The 20,927-nt window shown below is 42.3% G+C and carries 21 protein-coding genes; 10 read left to right on the top strand and 11 right to left on the bottom strand.

The window, feature by feature from the left end; all coding sequences use genetic code 11:
• The first annotated feature begins 51 nt into the window (after positions 1–51).
• Genes KSK37_RS12305 through KSK37_RS12290 form a run of 4 tightly spaced genes read left to right on the top strand, consistent with a single transcriptional unit; the run spans position 52 to position 4,604 of the window.
• The gene (locus tag KSK37_RS12305) at positions 52–2,241 is read left to right on the top strand and encodes an ATP-binding protein (protein WP_217201862.1); all 2,190 of its coding nucleotides are present in this window, start codon (positions 52–54) and stop codon (positions 2,239–2,241) included.
• Between the two features lie 8 nt (positions 2,242–2,249).
• Positions 2,250–2,804: a biliverdin-producing heme oxygenase gene (locus tag KSK37_RS12300; RefSeq protein WP_217201861.1), complete on the top strand. Its 555-nt coding sequence runs from the start codon at positions 2,250–2,252 to the stop codon at positions 2,802–2,804.
• 41 nt (positions 2,805–2,845) lie between these two features.
• The gene (locus tag KSK37_RS12295; protein ID WP_217201860.1) at positions 2,846–3,868 is read left to right on the top strand and encodes a catalase family protein; all 1,023 of its coding nucleotides are present in this window, start codon (positions 2,846–2,848) and stop codon (positions 3,866–3,868) included.
• Position 3,869: 1 nt separating this feature from the next.
• Complete coding sequence (locus tag KSK37_RS12290) at positions 3,870–4,604, top strand: DNA-formamidopyrimidine glycosylase family protein (protein WP_217201859.1); 735 nt, start codon at positions 3,870–3,872, stop codon at positions 4,602–4,604.
• A gap of 55 nt (positions 4,605–4,659) precedes the next feature.
• Here KSK37_RS12290 and cysK read toward each other — a convergent pair whose 3' ends face one another.
• The gene (gene cysK, locus KSK37_RS12285) at positions 4,660–5,592 is read right to left on the bottom strand and encodes a cysteine synthase A (RefSeq protein ID WP_217201858.1); all 933 of its coding nucleotides are present in this window, start codon (positions 5,590–5,592) and stop codon (positions 4,660–4,662) included.
• A gap of 314 nt (positions 5,593–5,906) precedes the next feature.
• Positions 5,907–6,722, bottom strand: a complete 816-nt coding sequence (epsC, locus tag KSK37_RS12280; RefSeq protein WP_217201857.1) for a serine O-acetyltransferase EpsC — start codon at positions 6,720–6,722, stop codon at positions 5,907–5,909.
• A gap of 273 nt (positions 6,723–6,995) precedes the next feature.
• Between epsC and KSK37_RS12275 the strand changes: the two genes are divergently transcribed.
• Complete coding sequence (locus KSK37_RS12275) at positions 6,996–7,922, top strand: malate dehydrogenase (protein WP_217201856.1); 927 nt, start codon at positions 6,996–6,998, stop codon at positions 7,920–7,922.
• 430 nt (positions 7,923–8,352) lie between these two features.
• On the opposite strand, the gene KSK37_RS12270 is transcribed toward KSK37_RS12275, so the two are convergent.
• The 6 genes from KSK37_RS12270 to KSK37_RS12245 form a co-directional block, all read right to left on the bottom strand.
• Entirely contained in the window at positions 8,353–8,541 is a 189-nt protein-coding gene (locus KSK37_RS12270) for a hypothetical protein (protein ID WP_217201855.1), read from the bottom strand.
• The gene (locus KSK37_RS12265) at positions 8,538–8,756 is read right to left on the bottom strand and encodes a hypothetical protein (RefSeq protein WP_217201854.1); all 219 of its coding nucleotides are present in this window, start codon (positions 8,754–8,756) and stop codon (positions 8,538–8,540) included. The genes KSK37_RS12270 and KSK37_RS12265 overlap by 4 nt, the downstream gene beginning before the upstream one ends.
• Positions 8,753–9,157, bottom strand: coding sequence for a DUF5675 family protein (locus tag KSK37_RS12260; RefSeq protein ID WP_217201853.1), 405 nt, complete (start codon positions 9,155–9,157; stop codon positions 8,753–8,755). Before KSK37_RS12260 ends, KSK37_RS12265 begins: the two co-directional genes overlap by 4 nt.
• A gap of 2 nt (positions 9,158–9,159) precedes the next feature.
• Positions 9,160–9,918 carry a hypothetical protein gene (locus KSK37_RS12255; RefSeq protein ID WP_217201852.1) on the bottom strand — a complete coding sequence of 253 codons (759 nt, stop codon included), beginning with the start codon at positions 9,916–9,918 and terminating at the stop codon, positions 9,160–9,162.
• Between the two features lie 513 nt (positions 9,919–10,431).
• Positions 10,432–10,635: a hypothetical protein gene (locus KSK37_RS12250; protein ID WP_217201851.1), complete on the bottom strand. Its 204-nt coding sequence runs from the start codon at positions 10,633–10,635 to the stop codon at positions 10,432–10,434.
• 211 nt (positions 10,636–10,846) lie between these two features.
• Entirely contained in the window at positions 10,847–11,686 is an 840-nt protein-coding gene (locus KSK37_RS12245) for an RteC domain-containing protein (protein WP_217201850.1), read from the bottom strand.
• 148 nt (positions 11,687–11,834) lie between these two features.
• On the opposite strand from KSK37_RS12245, the gene KSK37_RS12240 reads away from it, so the two are divergent.
• On the top strand, positions 11,835–12,638 hold the full coding sequence (locus tag KSK37_RS12240) for a ThiF family adenylyltransferase (protein WP_217201849.1): 804 nt from the start codon (positions 11,835–11,837) through the stop codon (positions 12,636–12,638).
• A 249-nt stretch (positions 12,639–12,887) separates the two neighbouring features.
• On the opposite strand, the gene KSK37_RS12235 is transcribed toward KSK37_RS12240, so the two are convergent.
• Entirely contained in the window at positions 12,888–13,643 is a 756-nt protein-coding gene (locus KSK37_RS12235) for a response regulator transcription factor (protein WP_217201848.1), read from the bottom strand.
• A 130-nt stretch (positions 13,644–13,773) separates the two neighbouring features.
• On the opposite strand from KSK37_RS12235, the gene KSK37_RS12230 reads away from it, so the two are divergent.
• From KSK37_RS12230 to KSK37_RS12215, 4 genes are all read left to right on the top strand, one after another.
• The gene (locus KSK37_RS12230) at positions 13,774–14,412 is read left to right on the top strand and encodes an N-acyl amino acid synthase FeeM domain-containing protein (protein ID WP_217201847.1); all 639 of its coding nucleotides are present in this window, start codon (positions 13,774–13,776) and stop codon (positions 14,410–14,412) included.
• On the top strand, positions 14,409–15,206 hold the full coding sequence (locus KSK37_RS12225; RefSeq protein ID WP_217201846.1) for a hypothetical protein: 798 nt from the start codon (positions 14,409–14,411) through the stop codon (positions 15,204–15,206). Before KSK37_RS12230 ends, KSK37_RS12225 begins: the two co-directional genes overlap by 4 nt.
• A 154-nt stretch (positions 15,207–15,360) precedes the next feature.
• Positions 15,361–15,816: a MauE/DoxX family redox-associated membrane protein gene (locus KSK37_RS12220; protein WP_217201845.1), complete on the top strand. Its 456-nt coding sequence runs from the start codon at positions 15,361–15,363 to the stop codon at positions 15,814–15,816.
• A 182-nt stretch (positions 15,817–15,998) separates the two neighbouring features.
• Positions 15,999–16,316 carry a hypothetical protein gene (locus KSK37_RS12215; RefSeq protein WP_217201844.1) on the top strand — a complete coding sequence of 106 codons (318 nt, stop codon included), beginning with the start codon at positions 15,999–16,001 and terminating at the stop codon, positions 16,314–16,316.
• 50 nt (positions 16,317–16,366) lie between these two features.
• Here KSK37_RS12215 and KSK37_RS12210 read toward each other — a convergent pair whose 3' ends face one another.
• A complete protein-coding gene (locus KSK37_RS12210) occupies positions 16,367–17,716 on the bottom strand; it encodes a RagB/SusD family nutrient uptake outer membrane protein (RefSeq protein WP_217201843.1) in 1,350 nt (449 codons plus the stop codon).
• A gap of 10 nt (positions 17,717–17,726) precedes the next feature.
• The gene (locus KSK37_RS12205; RefSeq protein WP_217201842.1) at positions 17,727–20,906 is read right to left on the bottom strand and encodes a SusC/RagA family TonB-linked outer membrane protein; all 3,180 of its coding nucleotides are present in this window, start codon (positions 20,904–20,906) and stop codon (positions 17,727–17,729) included.
• Between the last annotated feature and the right edge of the window lie 21 nt (positions 20,907–20,927).

The following is a 20,927-nucleotide window of genomic DNA, read 5'->3' as shown; positions in this document are numbered from 1 at the left end:
TTATGTTAAATTAATAGAGTATATTTGTAGATTACATTCATTATTTTGCCTATGAATTTTGTGGACTGCCACGAGGAAAAGATACATGTTTCAGGTCATATCCAGGATTTTGGATACCTGATCGGCTTGGATGCCGAATCGCAGACTGTTAAATTTTTCTCACAGAATATTTCAGAGCTTTTTCCGATGGATAAAAGCTTTTTTGGTAAAAGGTTTGGCGACGAACCCGATGTCTTCAGTGCGCTGCTGGCTTCGGTAGTTTTTACCAATCTCGATCTCAGTACTATCAAAGACACTGACGTGTTTCTGGACAGGATCGAAATTGACGGAAAGATCTACCATTTTACCATCTACAGGCTTGGTGAAAATGTCTTTCTGGAATTCGAGGCGATGCTTGAACATTTCCATCAGCGAAGTTTTGTCTCCAAAAAGTATGAAAGTATTCACAACGCAACCGATTCCGAAGCGATCTGGAACGAGTTGCTTTCCTCAGTAGCCGACGCGGTAGATTATGACCGCGTAATGCTGTACCGTTTTCTTGAAGACGGCAGCGGAAAGGTAATTGCTGAAAAGGTAAAAAATAAAGTGGAAAGCTTCATGAATCTCCACTATCCGGAAAGCGATATTCCGAGACAGGCAAGAGCGCTTTACCTTAAAAAACGCAAAAGGATTTTCAGTAACGTATATTCCGAACCCGTTCCCATTATCAGCAGTACAGAGGAGGCGGTGGATTTAACGTATTCTTCGGTTAGAGGAATGTCGCCCATTCACGGCCAATACCTTAAAAATACGGGAGTTTCCTCCAGTTTCAGCACTTCGATCGTCATCGATAACAAACTGTGGGGAATGGTAACCTGCCAGAATATTGAACCCAAACATATCGATCTGGTCAACCGGATCCGTGCAGAAGTATTTACAGTAATTGCTGCAAATGCCTATACTTCTTATAAATCAAGACAGACCCTTGCCGACAGTGTAGAACTTGACAGAAAAATTGTAGCCCTGAAAGGTAAACTCATGGCTTACGATAATCTGGAGGATTCGCTCTTCGGAAATGTGGCAGAAATGCAGGAATATCCTGCTGCGGACGGCCTGGCTATTATCGTAGGGCATAATATCAGGACTTCAGGCGAAGTTCCCTCCGATGAAAATATCCTTAAGATTGTGCAGTACGCGAGAGAGAATCCTCTGAAAAATTTCTACTCATCCAATGATTTCAGTAATTCTCTGCAGGGGAATTTAGGAAATATCGAAAATGCAGCCGGCGTAATGTTCGGATTTACAGATGACAAACGGAATGAACTTCTGATCTGGTTCAGGAAAGAAATTGACGGGCAGGTGCTTTGGGCAGGGAATCCGTCTAAGAAAACGGAAGCCCGGATCATTGACGGGAAGGAACAAATGATGATTTCCCCAAGAAAATCTTTCGAAATCTATATTGAAGAAATCAAAGGTAAAGCAGAACCCTGGAAAAACAGGGACATCTTCGCTGCGAAGAAAGTGGTGGCCACCATTCTGGAGACCACTTACAGCCAGTTCCGCAGAGTACAGGAGCTGAACGAGGAACTGAAGAACCTGAATGAAGAACTCGACAGTTTTTCCTATTCTATTTCGCATGATCTGGGAACTCCGCTGACGGTAATGAAACTCAATGCCCAGCTTCTGGAAAAATCCCATCACGATCATCCGGAAGTCCGCAAGAGGGTATCAAGCATTTTAGCGGAAATTCTCGGGATGGAAAATATGATGCGCGGTGTGCTGAGTCTCAGCCGTGCCAAATCGTCTGAGATTAATATTCAGGAATTGCCAACCGCTGACATTATCAGCAAGGTTTCCAGCGATACAAAACTCACCCTTAACGAAAATGCAGAGATTAAGTTGGGCAGCCTCCCGAATGTGATGGGAGACGAAACCATGCTTACACAGGTGTTTCTGAACATCATCGGCAACGCCGTAAAATATTCTTCCAAACATGAAAATCCTAAAATTGAGATCGACGGTAAAGCCGACGGAAATCATGTGATTTATAAAATCAAAGATAACGGTATAGGTATTCCCGAGGCGGCACAGGCAAAGATGTTCAAGATCTTCAACCGGATGGACAATGCCAAATCGTTTGAGGGCAACGGCGTAGGACTTTCTATCGTGTACCGCATCATGAACCGTTTGGGAGGAAAAATCTCTTACGAAAGCAAAGAAAATGAAGGAACGACCTTTATTCTGACGTTTAAAAGACCATAAAAACAGGAATGATTTCTGAAATTTTAAAAGCAAATACCAAAGTTCTGCACGACCTTGTCGAAGCTAAATTCAATTCCCGCAGGATTTTTGACGGCTCCTTTTCGCTGAATGATTACAGGAATCTTATTCTTTACAATTACCTTTTTCTGCAGAATTTTGAAAATGCGGTTTTTTCACAGATATCTGAGCCTGCTGCAGAAGAATTGAAGCTTGAGAAAAGAAGAAAACTTTCTCTAATTGAAAAAGATCTGCAAATTTTAAATATTGGAAAAGCAGGAACTCAAAATTCTGAACAGATTAAAAATGAGGCCGAAGCATTCGGTATTCTTTATGTAATGGAAGGTTCCACTTTGGGCGGAAATGTGATTGCCAAACAGCTTTCCCGACATTCAGATTTTAAAGATATTTCTTTTTCCTATTTCCGCTGTTATGGCGAAAACACCGGGTCTTTCTGGAAGGATTTCAAAACAGTAATGGACAGGGAAATCAGTCCTGACCATTATGATGACTGTGTTTCAGGAGCTGAGAAAGCCTACCGTTTTCTTCTGGATGCTTCGCTGTAATTCGTGGTTTCATATTTGATGCTGCTGAATAAAGAAATCTTATGAAGAAATTCCTGACCTATTCGCCGAAATTTGATCAACTTACCGCGGAAGAAGAACAGCTGCTGAAAGAGGATGTAGAACTCATAGAAAAAGCAGTTACCGTTTCCCATAAACTCAATAAAAAACGGATCGCCACCCGCAATGCGCACGCCAAAGCCTTTGGGTTTGTCCGCGGAAATTTCATTCCTGTAGATAATAAGGCTGCCGACTTTCCGAAACTGTTGAAAGGAAGTAATTTGGGAGTCATCCTCCGGTATTCTCATCCCAATTTTTTAGTTAATAAAGGCAAAGGTGAATATCCGCTCTATGGCTGCGCGGTAAAGATTTACAATAAAGATCTTCCGATAAGCGCGAAGTTTCCGCTGGTAAATCTCCCCGTTTTTATCACCAATTCGGTTTCGAAATTTTTAAAACTTCATATTAAAGCCAATCAGTTTCTCATTTCAAAAGGAAGCTCTTTTTCTTTTTCTTTTTTAAAGATTCCCGGAGTCCTTAAGGCTGGATTGAGTCTTTTATTCGACAGAGAAATTCTGCCCATCCTGAACAACACAGTTAAAATGCTGGATATCGAAAAACATCTGATCAATGGCTATGCTTATCATTCTGTGGGAAGTTTCCGGCTGGAAGACCGTATTGTCAAGATTCGCCTGAAACCTTCAGATCATGAAAAATTTAAACCCGATGCCGATATTGATCAGGCAAAAGCGTTAAGAGAATGGTTCCTGAGAAATGAAATTTCCCTTGATTTTCAGGTGCAGCTCGCCACCGATGAAAAGAAAACTCCCGTGAATAATCTGCTTAAGCAGTGGAAAGAAAAACACTCGGAATTCATTACTATCGGGAAAATTCTCCTTCCGAAACAGGATATTTCCCGATACGGAAGCATAGATTATGAGAATCTGTCCTATAATCCGTTTGAAAACCCTGAAGCACTGCAGCCTGTAGGACGGATGCAGAAAATCCGTCAGAAAATCTATAACCAATCGGTTGCGACACGGCAATCTTTAAATCAAACCCTGTAAAATGCCAGAAGGACCTTCCATTGTATTCTTAAAAAACAAACTCCAGCGCTTTAAAGGTCAGACCGTTTCTGAAGCTTCCGGCTACAGCGAAATGGACAAATCTGCTATTGACCATATTAAAATCATGGATATTGAAACGTACGGCAAAAATCTGTTCTTCGTATTCAAAGATTTTTTCGTGGGCGTTCATCTTGGGCTCTTCGGAAGCATGCTGGTGAATAAAAGAAAGAAAGTGAATGCCAGTTTTGCGCTGCATTTTCCTCATTCTGAAATTAACTTTTATGTCGCAAAAACGCATTTGTATCAGGGAAAACCTTCAGATCATTTCAATTTTAAAACCGATATTCTGAAGAAAGAGTACGACGGTGAATTCGTCCTGAAAAGTATTAGAGAAGACCATACTGAGGAAATGATCGGCGACGTGCTGCTGGATCAGAAACTGTTTACCGGGGTAGGGAATATCATCCGTATCGAATCGCTTTACCGCGCGAAAATACATCCGGACAGTCTGGTAAAAGATATTCCGGAAAAAAAGCTGGTGTATCTGATTGAAACCGTGGTGAATTACGCGTATGAATTTCTTGATTTCCTCAAAAATGATGAGGTAAAAGAAAAGGCGCTGATTTATGAAAAGAAAATCTGCCCGAAGGATAAGACCGAGCTGATTGCTGAAGAAATGGGAAAGGTCCACCGCAAAACCTACGTCTGTCCGAAGTGCCAGAAACTGTATTCATAAAAAATCCTGCACTGCTGCAGGATTTTGATGATATATGGGGTGATCGGTGTGATCCTTAATATTCAAAAACACTTTCCGTGAAAAGCCCGTCAACAGACCAGTATCTTTCTCCGGTGTCATAGTTGAAAGTAAGAATTTTCGACCCTTCAGGAATCTCAGAAAGTTTTTTGCTGATCGCAGCGAGAGAGGCTCCGGTAGAAATACCTGCCAGAATTCCTTCTTCCCGAGCCAGCCTTTTGGTGAACTCGTAGGCTTCCTCTTTTTCGACCTGAATGGTGCCGTCTAAGATGTCCGTGTTTAGAACTTTAGGAATAAATCCTGCACCAATTCCCTGTAACGGATGGGATCCCGGTGCTCCGCCTGAAATGACGGGTGAATCTTTCGGTTCCACCGCGTAACTTTTTAAATTGGGGAATTTCTGTTTTAAAACTTCTGTCACTCCGGTGATATGTCCTCCGGTTCCGACGCCTGTAATCAGGTAGTCAAAACCTTCAGGAAAATCCGTCAGCAGTTCCTGTGCAGTTGTTTTCTGGTGAATCTGAGGATTCGCTTCATTTTCAAACTGCTGGGCAATCCATACGTTATCCAGCTGTTCTGCCATTTCCATTGCTTTCTTTACCGCTCCGGATGTACCGAGTTCTCTCGGAGTCAGGACAAATTTTGCGCCGTAGGATGACATCAGTTTCCGGCGCTCCATGCTCATGCTTTCGGGCATTACCAAGACCAGCTGATAGCCTTTTACCGCACACACCATGGCAAGTCCTACGCCGGTATTGCCTGAGGTAGGTTCTACAATCAGGGTGTCTTTGGTGATTTTACCTTCTCTTTCAGCTTTCTCGATCATCGAAAGCGCAATTCTGTCTTTGATGCTTCCGCCGGGATTCTGTCTTTCGAGCTTCATCCAGACTTCTACATTCTGATCAAAAATTTTATTGATTCTTACCGTCGGGGTGTTCCCGATCGCTTCTAATACCGTGTTAATTTTCATGAATTCTGTTTTTAAATTATTATTAATTGGGCCGCTTTACCAATAAAAACTTCCCGTTGTTATATTTTACATCAACTAATCACTATGACCTCCGTTAAACACTGTAATCTCTGTGGTAAACTGGTAGCTTTTCTATTTTCATTTTAACCACAAAGTCACAAAAGCTTTAAGTATATTAAGGTCTTCAAAAGACCAAAAAAGGGGACTGCTATTTAGTGATCTCTGTGGTAAAATGGTGTCTTTTAACCACAAAGGAATTACAAAAACTTCATGGGGTATTTTATCACCTGCTACATTTTGCTGGCCGTCTTGAATCAAATAATAAAATTAATCGGTTCGTTGACAGGCAGTTTATTTTTCACCGTCACCAGCCCTTTATGGAAAATCACAGAATTGGGAGCTACACTTTCTGTAATCCATACATTTCCGCCAATCAGTGAATTTTCCCCGATGACGGTTTCTCCGCCGAGGATGGTGGCATTGGCATAAATCACCACCTGGTCTTCAATTGTCGGATGTCTTTTTTTATTCTGAAGATCTTTGGTCACGGAAAGCGCCCCTAAAGTAACGCCCTGATAGATCTTCACATTCTTCCCGATGACGGTAGTTTCTCCGATGACGATTCCGGTTCCGTGATCAATAAAGAAATTTTCACCTATTTCGGCGCCGGGATGAATGTCGATTCCGGTTTTGCTGTGGGCAAACTCGGTCCAGATTCTCGGGATCAGCGGAACGTCATTCTTAAAAAGTTCGTGGGAGAACCGGTAGACCGCAATAGCAAAGAATCCCGGGTAAGAGAACATTACTTCTTCTACACTTTTTGCAGCAGGGTCATTTTCGTAAATAAACCCTGCATCTTCTTCCAGCTGCTGATAAATTTCTGAAAATTTTGAAAAGAAAAAACTGCTCTCTACGGTTTCTCTGCCGTTCATGGCAGAAGACAGTATCTCATCAAATTCAGTTTTAAAACTGTTCAGCCTTTCCTCGATCATGGAGATTTCCACACAGCGCTGGTATTCAAGAAAAAAGATAAAGCGGAAAAACCGGTCGATAAAATCTTCGGTTTTTCTTTTGTCGATATCAAATTTTCTGTTGCTGTAGCCCAAATGGAGGTGTTCGGTAAAGCTCATGATCCCGTGTTAATTGAATACAAAGGTATGCAAGAATTTAACCAAAAGACTTGATTTAGGGTAACAAAAAAGCCAAACAAAGTGATTCATAAAATAAATAATAAATCATATTTTCAGAATTGCTCACCACTTCAATATTTCTTAAATTTGTACAGGGTTTAGAAAAAACAACCATACGAAAAACTCATTTAAGAAAATCTAAAAAATAGTAAATAATTATAATATGAAACCGAAGGTTCCATATGACCGTTAAAATAATAAATAAATTATAATATGAAAGTTACCGTTGTAGGAGCAGGTGCAGTGGGCGCAAGTTGCGCTGAATACATTGCGATGAAAAATTTCGCATCAGAAGTAGTTTTAGTGGACATTAAAGAGGGTTTTGCCGAAGGTAAAGCAATGGATTTGATGCAGACCGCTTCATTAAATGGTTTTGATACCAAAATCACCGGAACTACCGGAGATTACAGCAAAACTGCCGGTTCCAAAGTGGCCGTGATCACCTCAGGGATCCCGAGAAAACCGGGAATGACCAGAGAAGAACTGATCGGAATCAACGCTGGAATCGTAAAAGACGTTACCGCGAATCTGGTAAAACATTCTCCGGATGTGATCATCATCGTAGTTTCCAATCCAATGGATACCATGGCGTATCTGGTTCACAAAACTTCAGGACTTCCAAAAAATAAAATCATCGGAATGGGTGGCGCATTGGATTCTGCACGTTTCAAATACAGACTGGCGGAAGCTTTGGAATGCCCTATTTCTGATGTTGACGGAATGGTAATCGCAGCACACAGCGACACCGGAATGCTTCCGTTAATGAGCAAAGCAACAAGAAACGGAGTTCCTGTAACAGAGTTTTTAGATGCTGAAAAGCAGGCTTACGTTGCTGAAGAAACTAAAGTGGGCGGGGCTACCTTAACCAAACTGCTGGGTACTTCTGCGTGGTATGCACCGGGAGCAGCAGTTTCTGTGATGGTTCAGGCTATTCTCTGTGACCATAAAAAAATGATTCCATGTTCATTAATGCTGGACGGCGAGTATGGCGAAAGCGATATCTGTTTAGGTGTTCCTGCGATCATCGGCACCAATGGTGTTGAGAAAATTGTGGAAATCAGTTTAACCGATGCAGAAAAAGAAAAATTCGCAACCGCTGCAAAAGCAGTAAGAGAAGTGAATGGAGATCTGAAGTTCTAAGATCCTGCCCCCTAAGCCACAAAGTGGCGTAATAGTACAGCATAGGGTGCAACCCCTATGAATGGCAGTTTAAAATTCTGTAACAACGGAAGTTTAAATTTCTAAAATACTCTGAGTACGAAACGGTGTCATAGTACAGCATAGAGTGCAACCCTGTGAAACGGTGATCAGAAGTTCTGACAGAACCGACATGAATGATAAAAAGCCTTCCGGAAAATAATTTCGGGAGGCTTTTTGTAGGAAGTAACATGATTCCGGGCTAGATGTTGAATAAGGTAAAAAAGGAGTGAGGGATCCCGGTAAAATAATCATTTTTATAAAGTTTTTGATAAGATGACTAAATACAGACAGTCTCCTGTCTCATTTATTGGAGCATCTGCTTGAAATCGAAATAAAAAGCCTCCCCGGAGGGAGGCTGGTTCCGTTTGGTTTATTTGAATTTCTTTCTGAAACGGATCAGTAGAAATTTGACCGCGAGGGTGAAGAGGTAACTCGAGATTCCTCCGAGGCCTGCCAAAACGATGGTTTTGAGGACCTCCCCGCTTTCAATCTGCATCAGGACAATCACTGCCATGCCACTGAAAGCCCCGATGCGCTGGGAACTGTCGAAGTACATCATGGCTGTCCTTCGCTGTTTACGGCGGTCTGGCTGATGGCACTTGCAATCGCGCCTGCAAGGGCCAGGTAGCCTGCTGCCGTGATGAGCACCGCCGGCAGGGTAACGGGCGCCGTGAGTACCGCTCCGCTTACAGCGGTGAGCAACAGGCCCGCGTTTCTGATCTTGCGGAAGAACCGCGGCGTAGGTTCCTGCACTCTCTGAATGATGTTTTTCATGACTCAGCATTTTTGATGGTTAATGTGATTACGTGCCCATTATCCATCAGCGGATAGAGGCGGTCTTTCATCTTTTCCAAAGCAGCCCGAGACGAACTGCCTTTTCCTTCACCGGTATGCTGCAGCACTGGTGCGATACATCCCCTGAGTTCTTTCCCTGCATCATTGCCGGCATGGAAGAGGATGTACTTCCTGTCTTTCACATCCATGACTTCAAAGTGTGCTTTGAACCTCGCGGTATGGCGCCTGCGAAGCCGGTACTTTCCTTCCGGAATACAGGACACCCGCGGTTGATTGTTCTGCCAGGGCAGTTCAATCGTTCTGCAGAGTTCCGCTCCGTTGAAGAGCAGGATCCCGTTGGTCCCTTTCGGGCGGTAGGTCCTGATCAGTTGAAGTTCCATGGTTATGGGGTGCCTGAAACGCTGACGATCTGCAACGCATTATACACTCCGTTCTTCAGTTCATAGAACGTCCCGTTGACTTCCTGATAGAAGCTGATTCCGAATACCAGGAAGAGCGGGTTGACGGAATTTTCCGGCAGGTTGTTGTTCAGCTGCACCGCCGTAGTCATTACGGTATCAATCGGCAATATGGGCGTTGAATTCTTTTCGGAAACAAATGTTCCGCTTTCGAAATTAATGTCCATCGCGGCCGAGGCTAATTTGTAATGGGTGCTTCCAGATGGTGCTCCCAGGCTGTCAGTAGGAATAAAAGGTTCAACTTCGATTACAGCATCGCCGGTAATCCGGTCTAAAGTAGCAGTGAAGGGTGCAGAGAGTGAATGTTCCAGTTTACCATGGATGTTGAACTCAAATCCCTGGAGCAGTTCGGCTTCTCCGTCGATGACGTTTCTTAGTCCCCTCGGATTAATTGCATCGAGTTGAATCACTTTAACCATCTCTTTGGTGAGTCTGCTCACCATTCTGCGGTCTGCAGAAGTTCTCAGGAGGTTCTGAATGGAGGCACGCAGTACTTTTCCTGCTTTACCTGCCCTTCCGAATTCTGCCATATTCTCCCGGGTTCTCTGGAATCTGGGATCATTCTGCATGCGTTCTGCGGTGATTCCGCCTTTTTCTCTGGCCATATAGCCGTCTTTGCTTCGGTAGAAAGTGATGTCACCCATCGTACCTTTCAGCTTTATAATACCTTTTTGTCTTGCCATTGTTTTAAGTTTTAAAAAGTTAAGATTCAGATGTTGAGGTACATCCGGTAAAACCTGTTGTGATCACAGGACAAAATTTGGCATTAAAATCATAGAAAGCAAGTGTTCATGCCGGTTACGGCGTTTTTAGCCGAAATTGCCGTTTATTTCCGCAATCAGCCGCAAAATGCCGTAAACGGCTTCATTAGCAGAAATATACTCCATAAAGAAATGCATGAGTTGAATGAATTAAAACTGCGAACCCAAACTGTCCGCCGACCCGTCTTATAATTCACTCAACCGTTCGTCCTCCCCGGTGGCTGAGGCTCTTGAAGCCCCGAAGTCCAATCCTAAAACCGTCTCTGACCAACTGCAGGGAGAATGCATAGTATTTCATCAAAAAAATACAGACATTAACCAACAAATCGGAGTGAATACGAAATAAAAATAAAGGATTTCAACCATCAACCTGACCTTCCTCGGGCTGAAGCGTAAAGACAGGCACCATCCGTGGCTTCACGGCGTTCAGGCTAATCAGTCCTTGATCAGCGTCTGTAAAGAATCTGCCGGTATACCCATATATGCGCAGAATTCTGCCACCGTAAGAACTTGGTGGGCTTCTTTATGAAGGGATTTTTTAATCTTATGGATGAGATCCCGGCTATAGCGCTCGCTTTTGCCGGTAATGCACTGCACGTCTTTGGTGTAAATACAGATGCGGGGAATTCGGGCTTTCATATTTTTGCAGTTTCTTCTGACAAATTTGGTCAACGAAAGCAAGGTACATCCACAAGGTATACCCAAGTTGGGGTCTTTTTTTCTGAATAATCCTGATGGGCATCAATTGGAGACCTTGCGTTTTTTAGACAGCGACAAAATTTTCTGTGAGATGGTGAAGGTTTTATAAGAAAAAGCGGTTCTTTGTTCAGAATTGCCTATTAAAAATAGCTCATTCATCCTGGGCCTCCATCCGGCTGTTTAAGAGTTCTTCCAGACCGGTAAGAAATTTGGTCCGGACGGACCGGTTTTTAATTTCCAGATAGGTGCGGTACACATCCCCCAGTTCAATACTGAAGACCGCTTCGAAATAGGCACTGATTTCCTTGATGTCAGCATTGCTGTGGTTGAAGGATCCTTTGTAATGCAGCGCGTAGATCATTTCGATCAAAGCGGTTTTGTTGTCGGTCCACATCAGTTTTGTCTTTGGGGTCGGGATGCAGTACTGTTCTTCACTCTGGCGGTTCAGTTTGATCAGTTCATCGTTGAGATAGACTTCCAGTAAATCATTGGCTATTATTTTTGCGACTTTATAATCATGCGAAGTGCTGAATCTTGAATCGGATTCAAAAACAAAAGAATCCAGAGTCAGTCTGATGTCGAGTTTCTTCCGGATAAAATATTTATGGTCGAGGTAGGTGCTGTATGTTCTGTAATACCCATAAAAATCGACATTTTCCTCAAAAAATTCTTTCAGTTTAAGAAGCTCTGTCTGGTAATATTTGCGGATCATTTTTTCACCGCCACTGGGCTTACGGGTCTCGATTCTGAAGATATCATTATGATAAATAAGTTTAGCCAACACCAGAGGTTTACGGTTTTTAAAGAAATCAATTTCTTCGCTTTCGGAGGCAAACCTGCTCCGCAAAATAAACGATTTAAGTTTTTTAAGCGCATTCGTTATTTCCTGTATGGAGGCTTCGGCTCTTTTTAAAGGATTGTCATGTTCTAAATTCAGAAAGAGAAGTTTGCTTTCCAACTCATTTTCAAGATGGGCAATAAATTTCACCATAGCTGTCAGTTTTACATCCAAATGTATTAGCCGGTTTTATTACTTGCACTACACTGCAGATTAAGAAGAAGAAAAAGGATCCAGAACTACCCATTTGTGTAGGTCGAGGAGAGGTGAATAAACAATAGCTTTGGAAAACTTTTGATCTATGGACCGATATATACGAAACCGCATTTACCTCAGCAGTGATGATCAGGAAAAACTCAAAAATTATCCGCTCCTGATTGCCGGAAGCGGCATCGGCAGTAATATTGCCGAATGTGCGCTGAGAACGGGATTTGAAAAGATCTGCGTTGTTGATGGTGACCTTATTGAAGATTCCAATCTTAATCGGCAGAACTATACAGAAAATCATAGGGGTACTCCTAAAGCAGTGGCACTGTATGAAAGACTGAAAAGCATCAACAGCCAGGCAGACATCAGTTTTATTAACGGGTTTATCACCCCTGATCAGATGCCGGAGACAGGAAAATACAACGCAGCCATCAATGCATTGGATTTCCACGACCGCACACCCCTGCTTTTTGATGAACAGTGTTTGAAGAACGGAATTCCGGTGCTGCATCCTTATAATTTGGGGTGGGGAAGTTTGGTGACTGTTCTTACACCGCAAGGACCTCCTTTAACCACCATTGGAAAGACCGAAAATTTCAGCGAACTGGAAGTGGTGGAATATGCTGCAGGTTACAGGCGGTTCTGGCAGAAACCTGAAAGATGGCTTGAAGAGACGATCGCGCAGTATAAAAACGAGAGCGAACTGCTTCCGCCGCCGCAACTGGCCATCGGTTCCTGGTATGCCGCCGCCATGTGTACCCATCTGCTGGTGAAAATGGCTACCGGAAAGTTCTATAAGAAGTTTCCTGAATTTTACCTGTGTTCGCTGTTTCAGGAGGAGGTTCTGAATGACAGCAGATGCCTGTCACAGAATCTTAATGGTTTAAAGAAAAATTAAAAAGCTTAATGCGAATCCCTTGATGACCTTTAACGCGTGATGCTTTCCAGCTTAAAATAAACCTTTGTGACTTTGTGGTTAATACTTCCACCACAAAGTCACAAAAGCATAATCTCTAAAGGGTTCAAAAAGAACAAAAGGGTGTGCATTATGATCATATATAATTCACGGTGTAAACTGTGGATAGCGCTGTGTATCCTTGGTTAGAAGAGAGGAAGAGCTAATGCCGGCGTTTATCAGGAGCCTGGCTCATAGTAATTTATTGTTTGTCGTATAGGCCAGAGCTTCCGCAATGTTTTTTACCTGCAGCTTCTCAAAGAGTTTTCTGCGGTGGAATTTTACGGTGTCTGTGGCGACAAACATCCTCTCCGCGATTTCGCCAATAGAAAGACCCTGAGCATGATACCGGAGAATCTGAAGTTCGCGGTCCGTCAGTTTCATCTTTTCGGTCTTATGCCATTCAGCACTAGGTAGATCCAATTCCCAGAATACATCTTCCCCTGCTTTTGAAAGCACGATATTACCAGCAGCAGTGTTGGCTGAAAGAGAGACGAGGCACAGTGCCTTCCATATCTTTCCTTCTTCGGTAATAAAAATCGGAGTGAGCTTATGATTGACAAGAATTTTTTCTTTTCCGTTCAGTAAATTGAAATCGTAAGAAATACTGTAGTTCTTCCTCTCTGCCAGCGGAATCCTGTCGAAAAAATTAAAACCAATTTCGTTCACTTTGATCAGCATTTCCAGGTCTTCAGGAGAGACGTGCTTAAAGTAAAAAGCATATCCCAGCTCCATCACTTCTTCAGGGGAATGCCCACAAAGGAAAAACGGATTGTCTGAAACGTATTCGAATTCCTTGAGCTGGTAGTCGATCACGTACATGCTCATGTAGGTGAGTCTTGAAACGGCACGGAGGGTTTCAAGATAATTCCTGCTTTGGGCATACTCGGCTTCGGATAAAGAATGTACGGTATTCTTTCCGAAAAAGAATCGCTGTATATCATCCATATCAGTAGGAGCCCGCCCCATAATGATGCTACACTCAAGTGTAGTTTTGTGGCGTGCTGACCAAATATACACAAAAGTGTAGCTATGTTGCAATGGTGAGAGGATAATTTTGCTTAAAATGCAATCATAAATGAAAAAAATTACCTATTTACAGCTGTCTTCCTTCTTTATTCCAGAATTAATTTCGTTTGTCCTCACCGAAAATGAACTTCATCATGGGAAGGGCAATGTTTTTACAGAGATGGAGGCTGAAAAAGCAGCACTTTGTGACGAAGAAGCACAGTATCATAACTCCCATATTTTTGCAGCAATGTTCCAGAAACGTATTTGCGGCAGTATAAGGATATTCAAAAGGAAAGCTTTTCAGCAGTTGCCTACGGAAAAACTATATCCTGTTGATCTCACTGCGATCACCGAAGCAGGGCAGCCGGTGTATCATATCGGAAGATTTGCGATCGCTAAAGGGTGTGACGAAAAGAGCTTCCGTATCTTCAAGACCCTGATGGCGCTGGCTCTTAATGTTGCGGATAAAGAGCCGACAGGAACCGTGTTTGCAGAATGCGACCTCAAATTACTCCGTACCATCCGCCTTCTCGGAATTGAGGCTGAAGCAATTGGCGAACCTATGCTGTATCTGGGATCAGAAACTGTTCCGGTCCAATTGCCATGGGCCGGCTATCAAACTTTCCTGAACAGGTACAGGAACCTTCCGGGTTATAAAGTGCCGTTTTTGAGGCAGGAATTTTCTGATTTGAACCTGTCACCATGAACACTTACCATATTGATCTCTTAGTAAAGCATCTGAAAAACGCATTGCAACGGTACTGTGAACTTTGTGATTCATCAGCGGAAAGGAAGTACTTTAGCGACGAGACGGTTCTGAAGCAAACCAAGGATATCGTTCAGCACTATATTGGATTGTTTCAGGCTCTGCATTTTCTGGACGATCAGACTGAATATTATCATAAGGGATTTATCTTTACGCATCAGGAGGTAGAAGAACAGGAATGTCCCATAGGGGAGTATGCGGAGATTGTCAGATTACTTACTGTGGCCTACCAACGCATCGCCGGATCAGTTTCTAATGACCGGTTTTTTCTCCCCATTCATGTTCAGCAGATTAATGCAGAGGAGATTCAGATTTTTATAGGGGTGGTCACCAAAAAGCAGCACCACTATACTATTTCTATTGTAACCCATCACACCGTTTACCCCAGACCTCCCGCATCGATAAGAAACAACAGGTACCGGTACCTGGTAAAAATGCTGGAAATGTATGATCCTGACGAGCAGGGAACATTAAGGGCTTTTGTAAAGAGCAAAGGCCTTTCTTACCTCCAGTTTAGAAAAGACAGCGCTTTGTTTTTTGAAAGTTCCTTTTACCATCATTATCTTAAAATTAAAATGATTCCTGTGCTCGAAGATCTCCTGCTGAGTACTTTGAGCTATAAGGAAATTGCCTACAAAAACGGTTTTGCAAATTACTACCAACTCTATAATCTCTTCCACAGAACCTACCATTTTCCGTTCCACCGCATTCCCCGGATCGCAATGCAGCAGTGACTTTAACTTACCGGTTCTATTATTCTGCTGACACTATTATACATAAGAATGTCCTTATTATACATAAAAATGTTTTTATTATACATACTTCTGCTACTAAAGTACATGTATTTGAAAAAGGGATGTTGCAATTTTACGCTATCAAAATAAGCTAATGAAAAATCTGATAAAAATAATGCCTTTTGCCATAAGCCTGTTCTTTGCGGTTCTTTTTTCCTATGCGGCAATGAGCAAAGCTACCGGTTTCAAAAACTTCCGCAGTCAGTTGGAGCAGGCACCGGGAGTTGAGGGGTACGGAGGACCAGTAGCTTACGGCATTATCGCATTGCTGACGGTTTGTATCATTATGCTCTGTTACCGCCCTCTCCGGTTTTGGGGGTTATGGATTACTTTAGTAATGCTTACCGTCTTTGCAGGGTACACTGCAGTTATACTGATAGCCAAGAAGGAGCCGTGTACCTGCATTGGACTTTTTGAGAAGATGAACTGGAAAGAAAATTTAGCTTTGAATATAGGATTAATGATCACCGCTCTTGTTGGCATTATCAGCATGAGGACCGGTAGAGATCAAAATAAAAAAGATGAAAAGCATGCACACTTTTCAGAGTAGAATGTCCGGACATTCAGTGAACTTGCAAACAGTGAATTCCTGTCTGCATTACGAAACGCAGAATGGTTGACGAACCGCAACGCGCCAAAGACCACCGTCTGTATATAAGGCAGACTACCCAATTTAATTATTAATTTTTGAGTTTTTATGGTAATCTTTTTTATTAAAAAAAGACCGCAAAAATGAAAACAATACATTTTTTAAGAACCCATTTCCTGCTCATGGCAGCAATACTAACGGCAGGAATTACAATGTCGTTTAAAATGACAGAAAAAACTACTGCAGATTCCATTTATACCTACAATAGTGATAAAGTAACAGAAGGATCTTTTGCAAACACTGCAAACTGGATGGTGGTATCTTCTGCACCGAGCTGTCAAAGTACTGGTAACCGACCCTGTAACATTGTTGTTCCGGCGGGACAGACGTTAGCTTCCCAAATTGCCGGACTTAATAACAGTCAGGTACTGGCAATAAATCCTACGGAAAGAAAACCGTAGAACTGTATGGAAAAGAAGAAGCAGTCTCATAAGATGAGACTGCTTTTTAATTATCTGGGGTTTTGCTGTATTCCCGACAATTCAATAATTTCTTCCGGAATAGCAAGCGCGTATCGGGGATCATTTGGCGGCAATAGATAATTCTTGCCATTAACAGTACGGGTCAGTGTAATATTTGCTCCGTCTCTGTTGTATCTTTTTATATCTGCCCATCGCAGACCCCTTATAAGCAGCTCTTTCCTTCTTTCTTCAAGAATTACAGACAAAGCCTGCTCTTGTGGAACTGTGGGAAGGGGCGTCAAAGTGCCGGGTTTCCATCGCGTCACCAGCAAATTATTCAGCATCTGCATCCCTTCGGAGACTTTATTATTTCTAACGAGGGATTCTGCTGCGATGAGGTAAAGTTCGTCTACGGTAACAGAGGTATTAGGACCATTCATATTATTGTAGTATCCTTTATAAAAGATTTCACCACTATCGTTCACGCGAAAATAAATTTGTCTTCTAAGATCGTTATTATCATATTTCTGGTACAAATTTTCCGGGATACGGGCAGGAATCAAATGATATTCATAACTCATTCCGGCCCAGAACAAAACCTCATCATTCATTTCCTTTATTGGGAGCTCTGAGTCAGGATTAAGTGCTGAAAAGTCCATCAAAATATTGTTAATGGCGAGCGCTTTCTCTGAATACAAGAATGCCTCCTTATAATTACCCATCCAAAGATAAGTACGTGCTAAGAGACCGAAGACAGCAGCGCGGGAAATTCTCATTTTTGAAATCTGTTTTTCAGGTAGTAGAGGCGCTGCCGTCAGCAGATCGTTTAGAATCTGATTATAAGTATCTTTTAGGGAAGCTCGCGAGGAAGGGGTATTCATATCCGGATCCAACCGAAGCGGCAAACCCAATGACTCTGAAGCTGTAGAAGGGTCATAAGCTAAACACCAGATCTGCACTGCATCCAAATATCTGGAGGCTCTTAATGCTAAAGCCTGACCCCGAATATTATCTGCTTCAGTACCATTGAATTCATTGTGTTCCAGACTTTTCAGAACGGCATTGGATACATATATTGCCCTGTAACATGACAGCCAGTTATTACCCAAAGAAGCAGGTTTCGCCACATGATCCGGCATCCACGTGTACAATCTTTTATCTTCTTCGAAATTCAAACTGTTGTACTGTGCATCGGTTAAATAAAAATCATCAGCACCGGTTTCCCCACTTCCTGCGAATTCGGTATTGAGAAATCCATAATTGTCCAGAAGCGCCTGAAGGTCAGTTAAACTCTCTACAGTAGTCAATTTGGAACTTGATTTCTCTTCCAGAAAATCGCGACAGTTTGTTATGGATAATGCTATCAACAAACAAATCATCATGTTATAAAATCTTTTCATTTCAATATATTTAAAATTTTGCTCTAAGTCCGAATGTTAAGGTTAATGGAGGCAGCAACGTGAAACTACCCATATTGTAATCGGGATCCCGGTCCGTATCAGTCGCTTTCCACAGAATACCCAAATTGTTAATATTCGCATAAAGCTGTAAACTGCTAAAAAGGAATGAAGATTCAGGCTTGAAGGTATAGTTGAGATTAATATACTGTAGCCGAATGTGATCTCCTTTTTCTACGAGTGCGGCAGAACCTGCATAAAAATCATCCCGTGAAGAGTTGGTTTCATAAAGTAAAGAAGGAACGTCCGTGAATTTTTCATCACCAGGCTGGCGCCATCTTTTTGAAAAGTCACCGTGGGTTGTCCAGTTGGTAAGAAGCCCCGTATAATCAATTGATGCTCTTCTGAACCAATATCCAAATTTGTACGTAATTCCTATATCCATACTCCAGTTTCTGTAACCAAAAGTGTTGGTAAGATTTCCAAATGCCGTAGGTACTGCTGATCCAAAATACTGAAGGTCTTCAAGTTTGGTTTCTGTACCGGTAAGTGCTGAGTAGTCACTGCTCACCTCACCATTTAAATATCCTCTGGGATTGCCGTTTTCTGGATCCAGACCTGCCCACCGATAAGCAAATATCGAGTAGACCGGCTTACCCACCACTCCGGAAACCGGAACAGATGAAATTACAAACTGTCTAGCTATTGTATTGTTCAGATAATACTCCGTCACCTGATCTTTATAAAAACTCAGATTGGCTGATGTGTTCCATGACCATTTGCGACTGATATTTTTTGATTGTAGTTCAATATCCCAACCCTGTCCTTTCATTGCTGCCACATTCCACATTAAACTTGTTATTCCTGTCGTATAATCGACCGGAGTCTGCCCGAAAAGATGATCTCCCTTCTTGGCGTACCATTCCACAGACCCCGAAAGCGCACTGTTTTCAGTAGAAAAATCCAATGCTATATTGGTAATGCGGTTAGTCTCCCACCTCAGCTTCGGATTATAGTAATTGGTAAACATCGCCATCTGACTCTGGGTATAGGGTGAAGTAGCAAAATATCGGATCGTAGATACTGCCACCATCGCCGGATCTATATTTCCGTTAAATCCGTAGGAACCTCGTATCTTTAAATCATCCAGAAGAGTAAGATTATAAAATTTTTCTTTAGCAATGTTCCAGGCAAATCCTACTGACCAAAAGGGGTTCCACTGATCATTAGTTTTCAAACCAAACAAATTGCTGGCGTCTCTTCTCGCGCTGCCCGACACCGTATACTTTCCATCGAAAGTATAAGCCATATTGGAATACAGTGACATATACCGCGTGCTGGTGTCTCCAAGGGAGTTTCCGTTATACAAATAACTCCAGGTTCCCATTAATGTAGGATACCGCGTATTATAATTCACATTAATAAAAGTCTTATTATTTGGATTGTATCCGTAGTAGAGATTATTCACATAATCCGAATAAGCGTTTCGGATTTCACCACCCAGTATTCCGGTTAGTGCATGTCTGCCCCATTTGCGGTCATAATTCCCCTGAACCCGGAAATTGGATACTGAACTTTTTGTATCGCTCAGTCCGTAGATTGCCCCTTTTGGGACTGTATACTGAACAGTACCATTCGGACTGATTGAAGAAAAAAGATTAATATAATTTCTTGCGTAATAACTTTGAGTATCGTTCAGAGTATTAGAGGTTCCACTGCTGTTCTGGTACTGATAATTTACCTCTGCGCTTAAACCCTCAGTTATTTTATAATTAATTCCCGCATTCAAAACTATTTCTGTAAGTTTTCCCCGTGATACCTCATGCTGCCAGTTCGTTATCGGGTAATAATTCCAGTCCAGCAGTTTTCCCCCGCCCAGACTCATTTTATAATCCTGATTATAATCTTTAGAAACACTTAAAGGGTTACCCTGTTGGTCAGCGAACTGAAGGTAAGGCAGACCATTGCTTTTTACAGTGATGCCTCCATAACCATATCTTCCGCTTCGGGTTTCAGACTGGTTCATCCAAATTGACGTATTTACCATCAACTGCTTATGAGGTTTCCAGATGTTCTGAAATCTGAGATTAAACCTTTTATATTTTTCATCCAGATTACCCGTCTGATCATCATATCCTATCATGGAGGACCATGAAAGCCTGTCGCTTCCGGCCGACAGATTCACAGCATATTGCCTGTTTTCTGCGGGGACATACATATATCGCAAATACTGATCTTTTACATCAATATTTTTTAATCTCAAGATTTCACCTTCCAGCTTAGCGGTGGTAATAGTTCCGTTTCTTTCTTTATCAAGAAGCGAGACGACAGGAGACAATACAGTGTGGAATGGTGAATTGATATCATCCTCATAAAAATTGCGGGTAAAGAGCTCCCTTTCCACGTCAATAAAATCAGGACTGCTCATTAATGAAAGGTATCCTAAATCGGGTTTTTGAGCGACAGACAGTGAAGTGTTAATTTCGGCGGAGAATGCTTTTCTGAAACTTCCTTTTTTCGTTGTTAAAACAATCACTCCGTTGGCTGCTCTGGCTCCCCATATGCTGGCAGCTGCCGCATCTTTCAGAATGGTAACATCTTCTATGATATTAGGATCTATATTAGCGATATTTCCGTCATAAGGAAACTGATCCAATATAATCAGAGGTGCTTTCGGTCCTGTTATGGTGCTCAGTCCTCTAATCATCAACTGACTTTCACCGCTGTTGGTACCCTTAGACACAACGACACTGTTGGCAGATGCTGAAAGCCTGTCCAGGATATTATTCGAAACCTGTTTGTTCAGTGTTTCGTTATCAACTGTCGAAAATGAACCTGTAGCCCGCTCTTTAGGAATTTTCTGATAGCCGGTTGTCAGGGTAATTCCTTCTATTTCTTTTACTTTTTCATGCAAGAAAACGGTCATGGATGCAGAGACAGGAAGTCTGTAAGTTTCGGTATGGGACTGATAACCGGGGAGTGTAAACACGACGGTTCCCGTAGGTTCAACGGTGATGATGGAAAATTTGCCGTGCTTATCAGTGCGTGTCTGTATTTTGTCATTTATATTAACGGTAACACCCGGAAGTGGATTGCCTGCGCGCCCATCTACTACAGAACCTGATATCGGAGTTTGGGCAGCCAATGTAGACCACCAACCTGCCAGCAGGTACAATAAAATATTTTTTTTCATAATTTAATTTTAGTTTGTTGT

The sequence above is a fragment of the Kaistella soli genome (assembly GCF_019038595.1).
GTDB lineage: Bacteria > Bacteroidota > Bacteroidia > Flavobacteriales > Weeksellaceae > Kaistella > Kaistella soli.
This window is presented reverse-complemented; position numbering and strand designations above follow the sequence as displayed.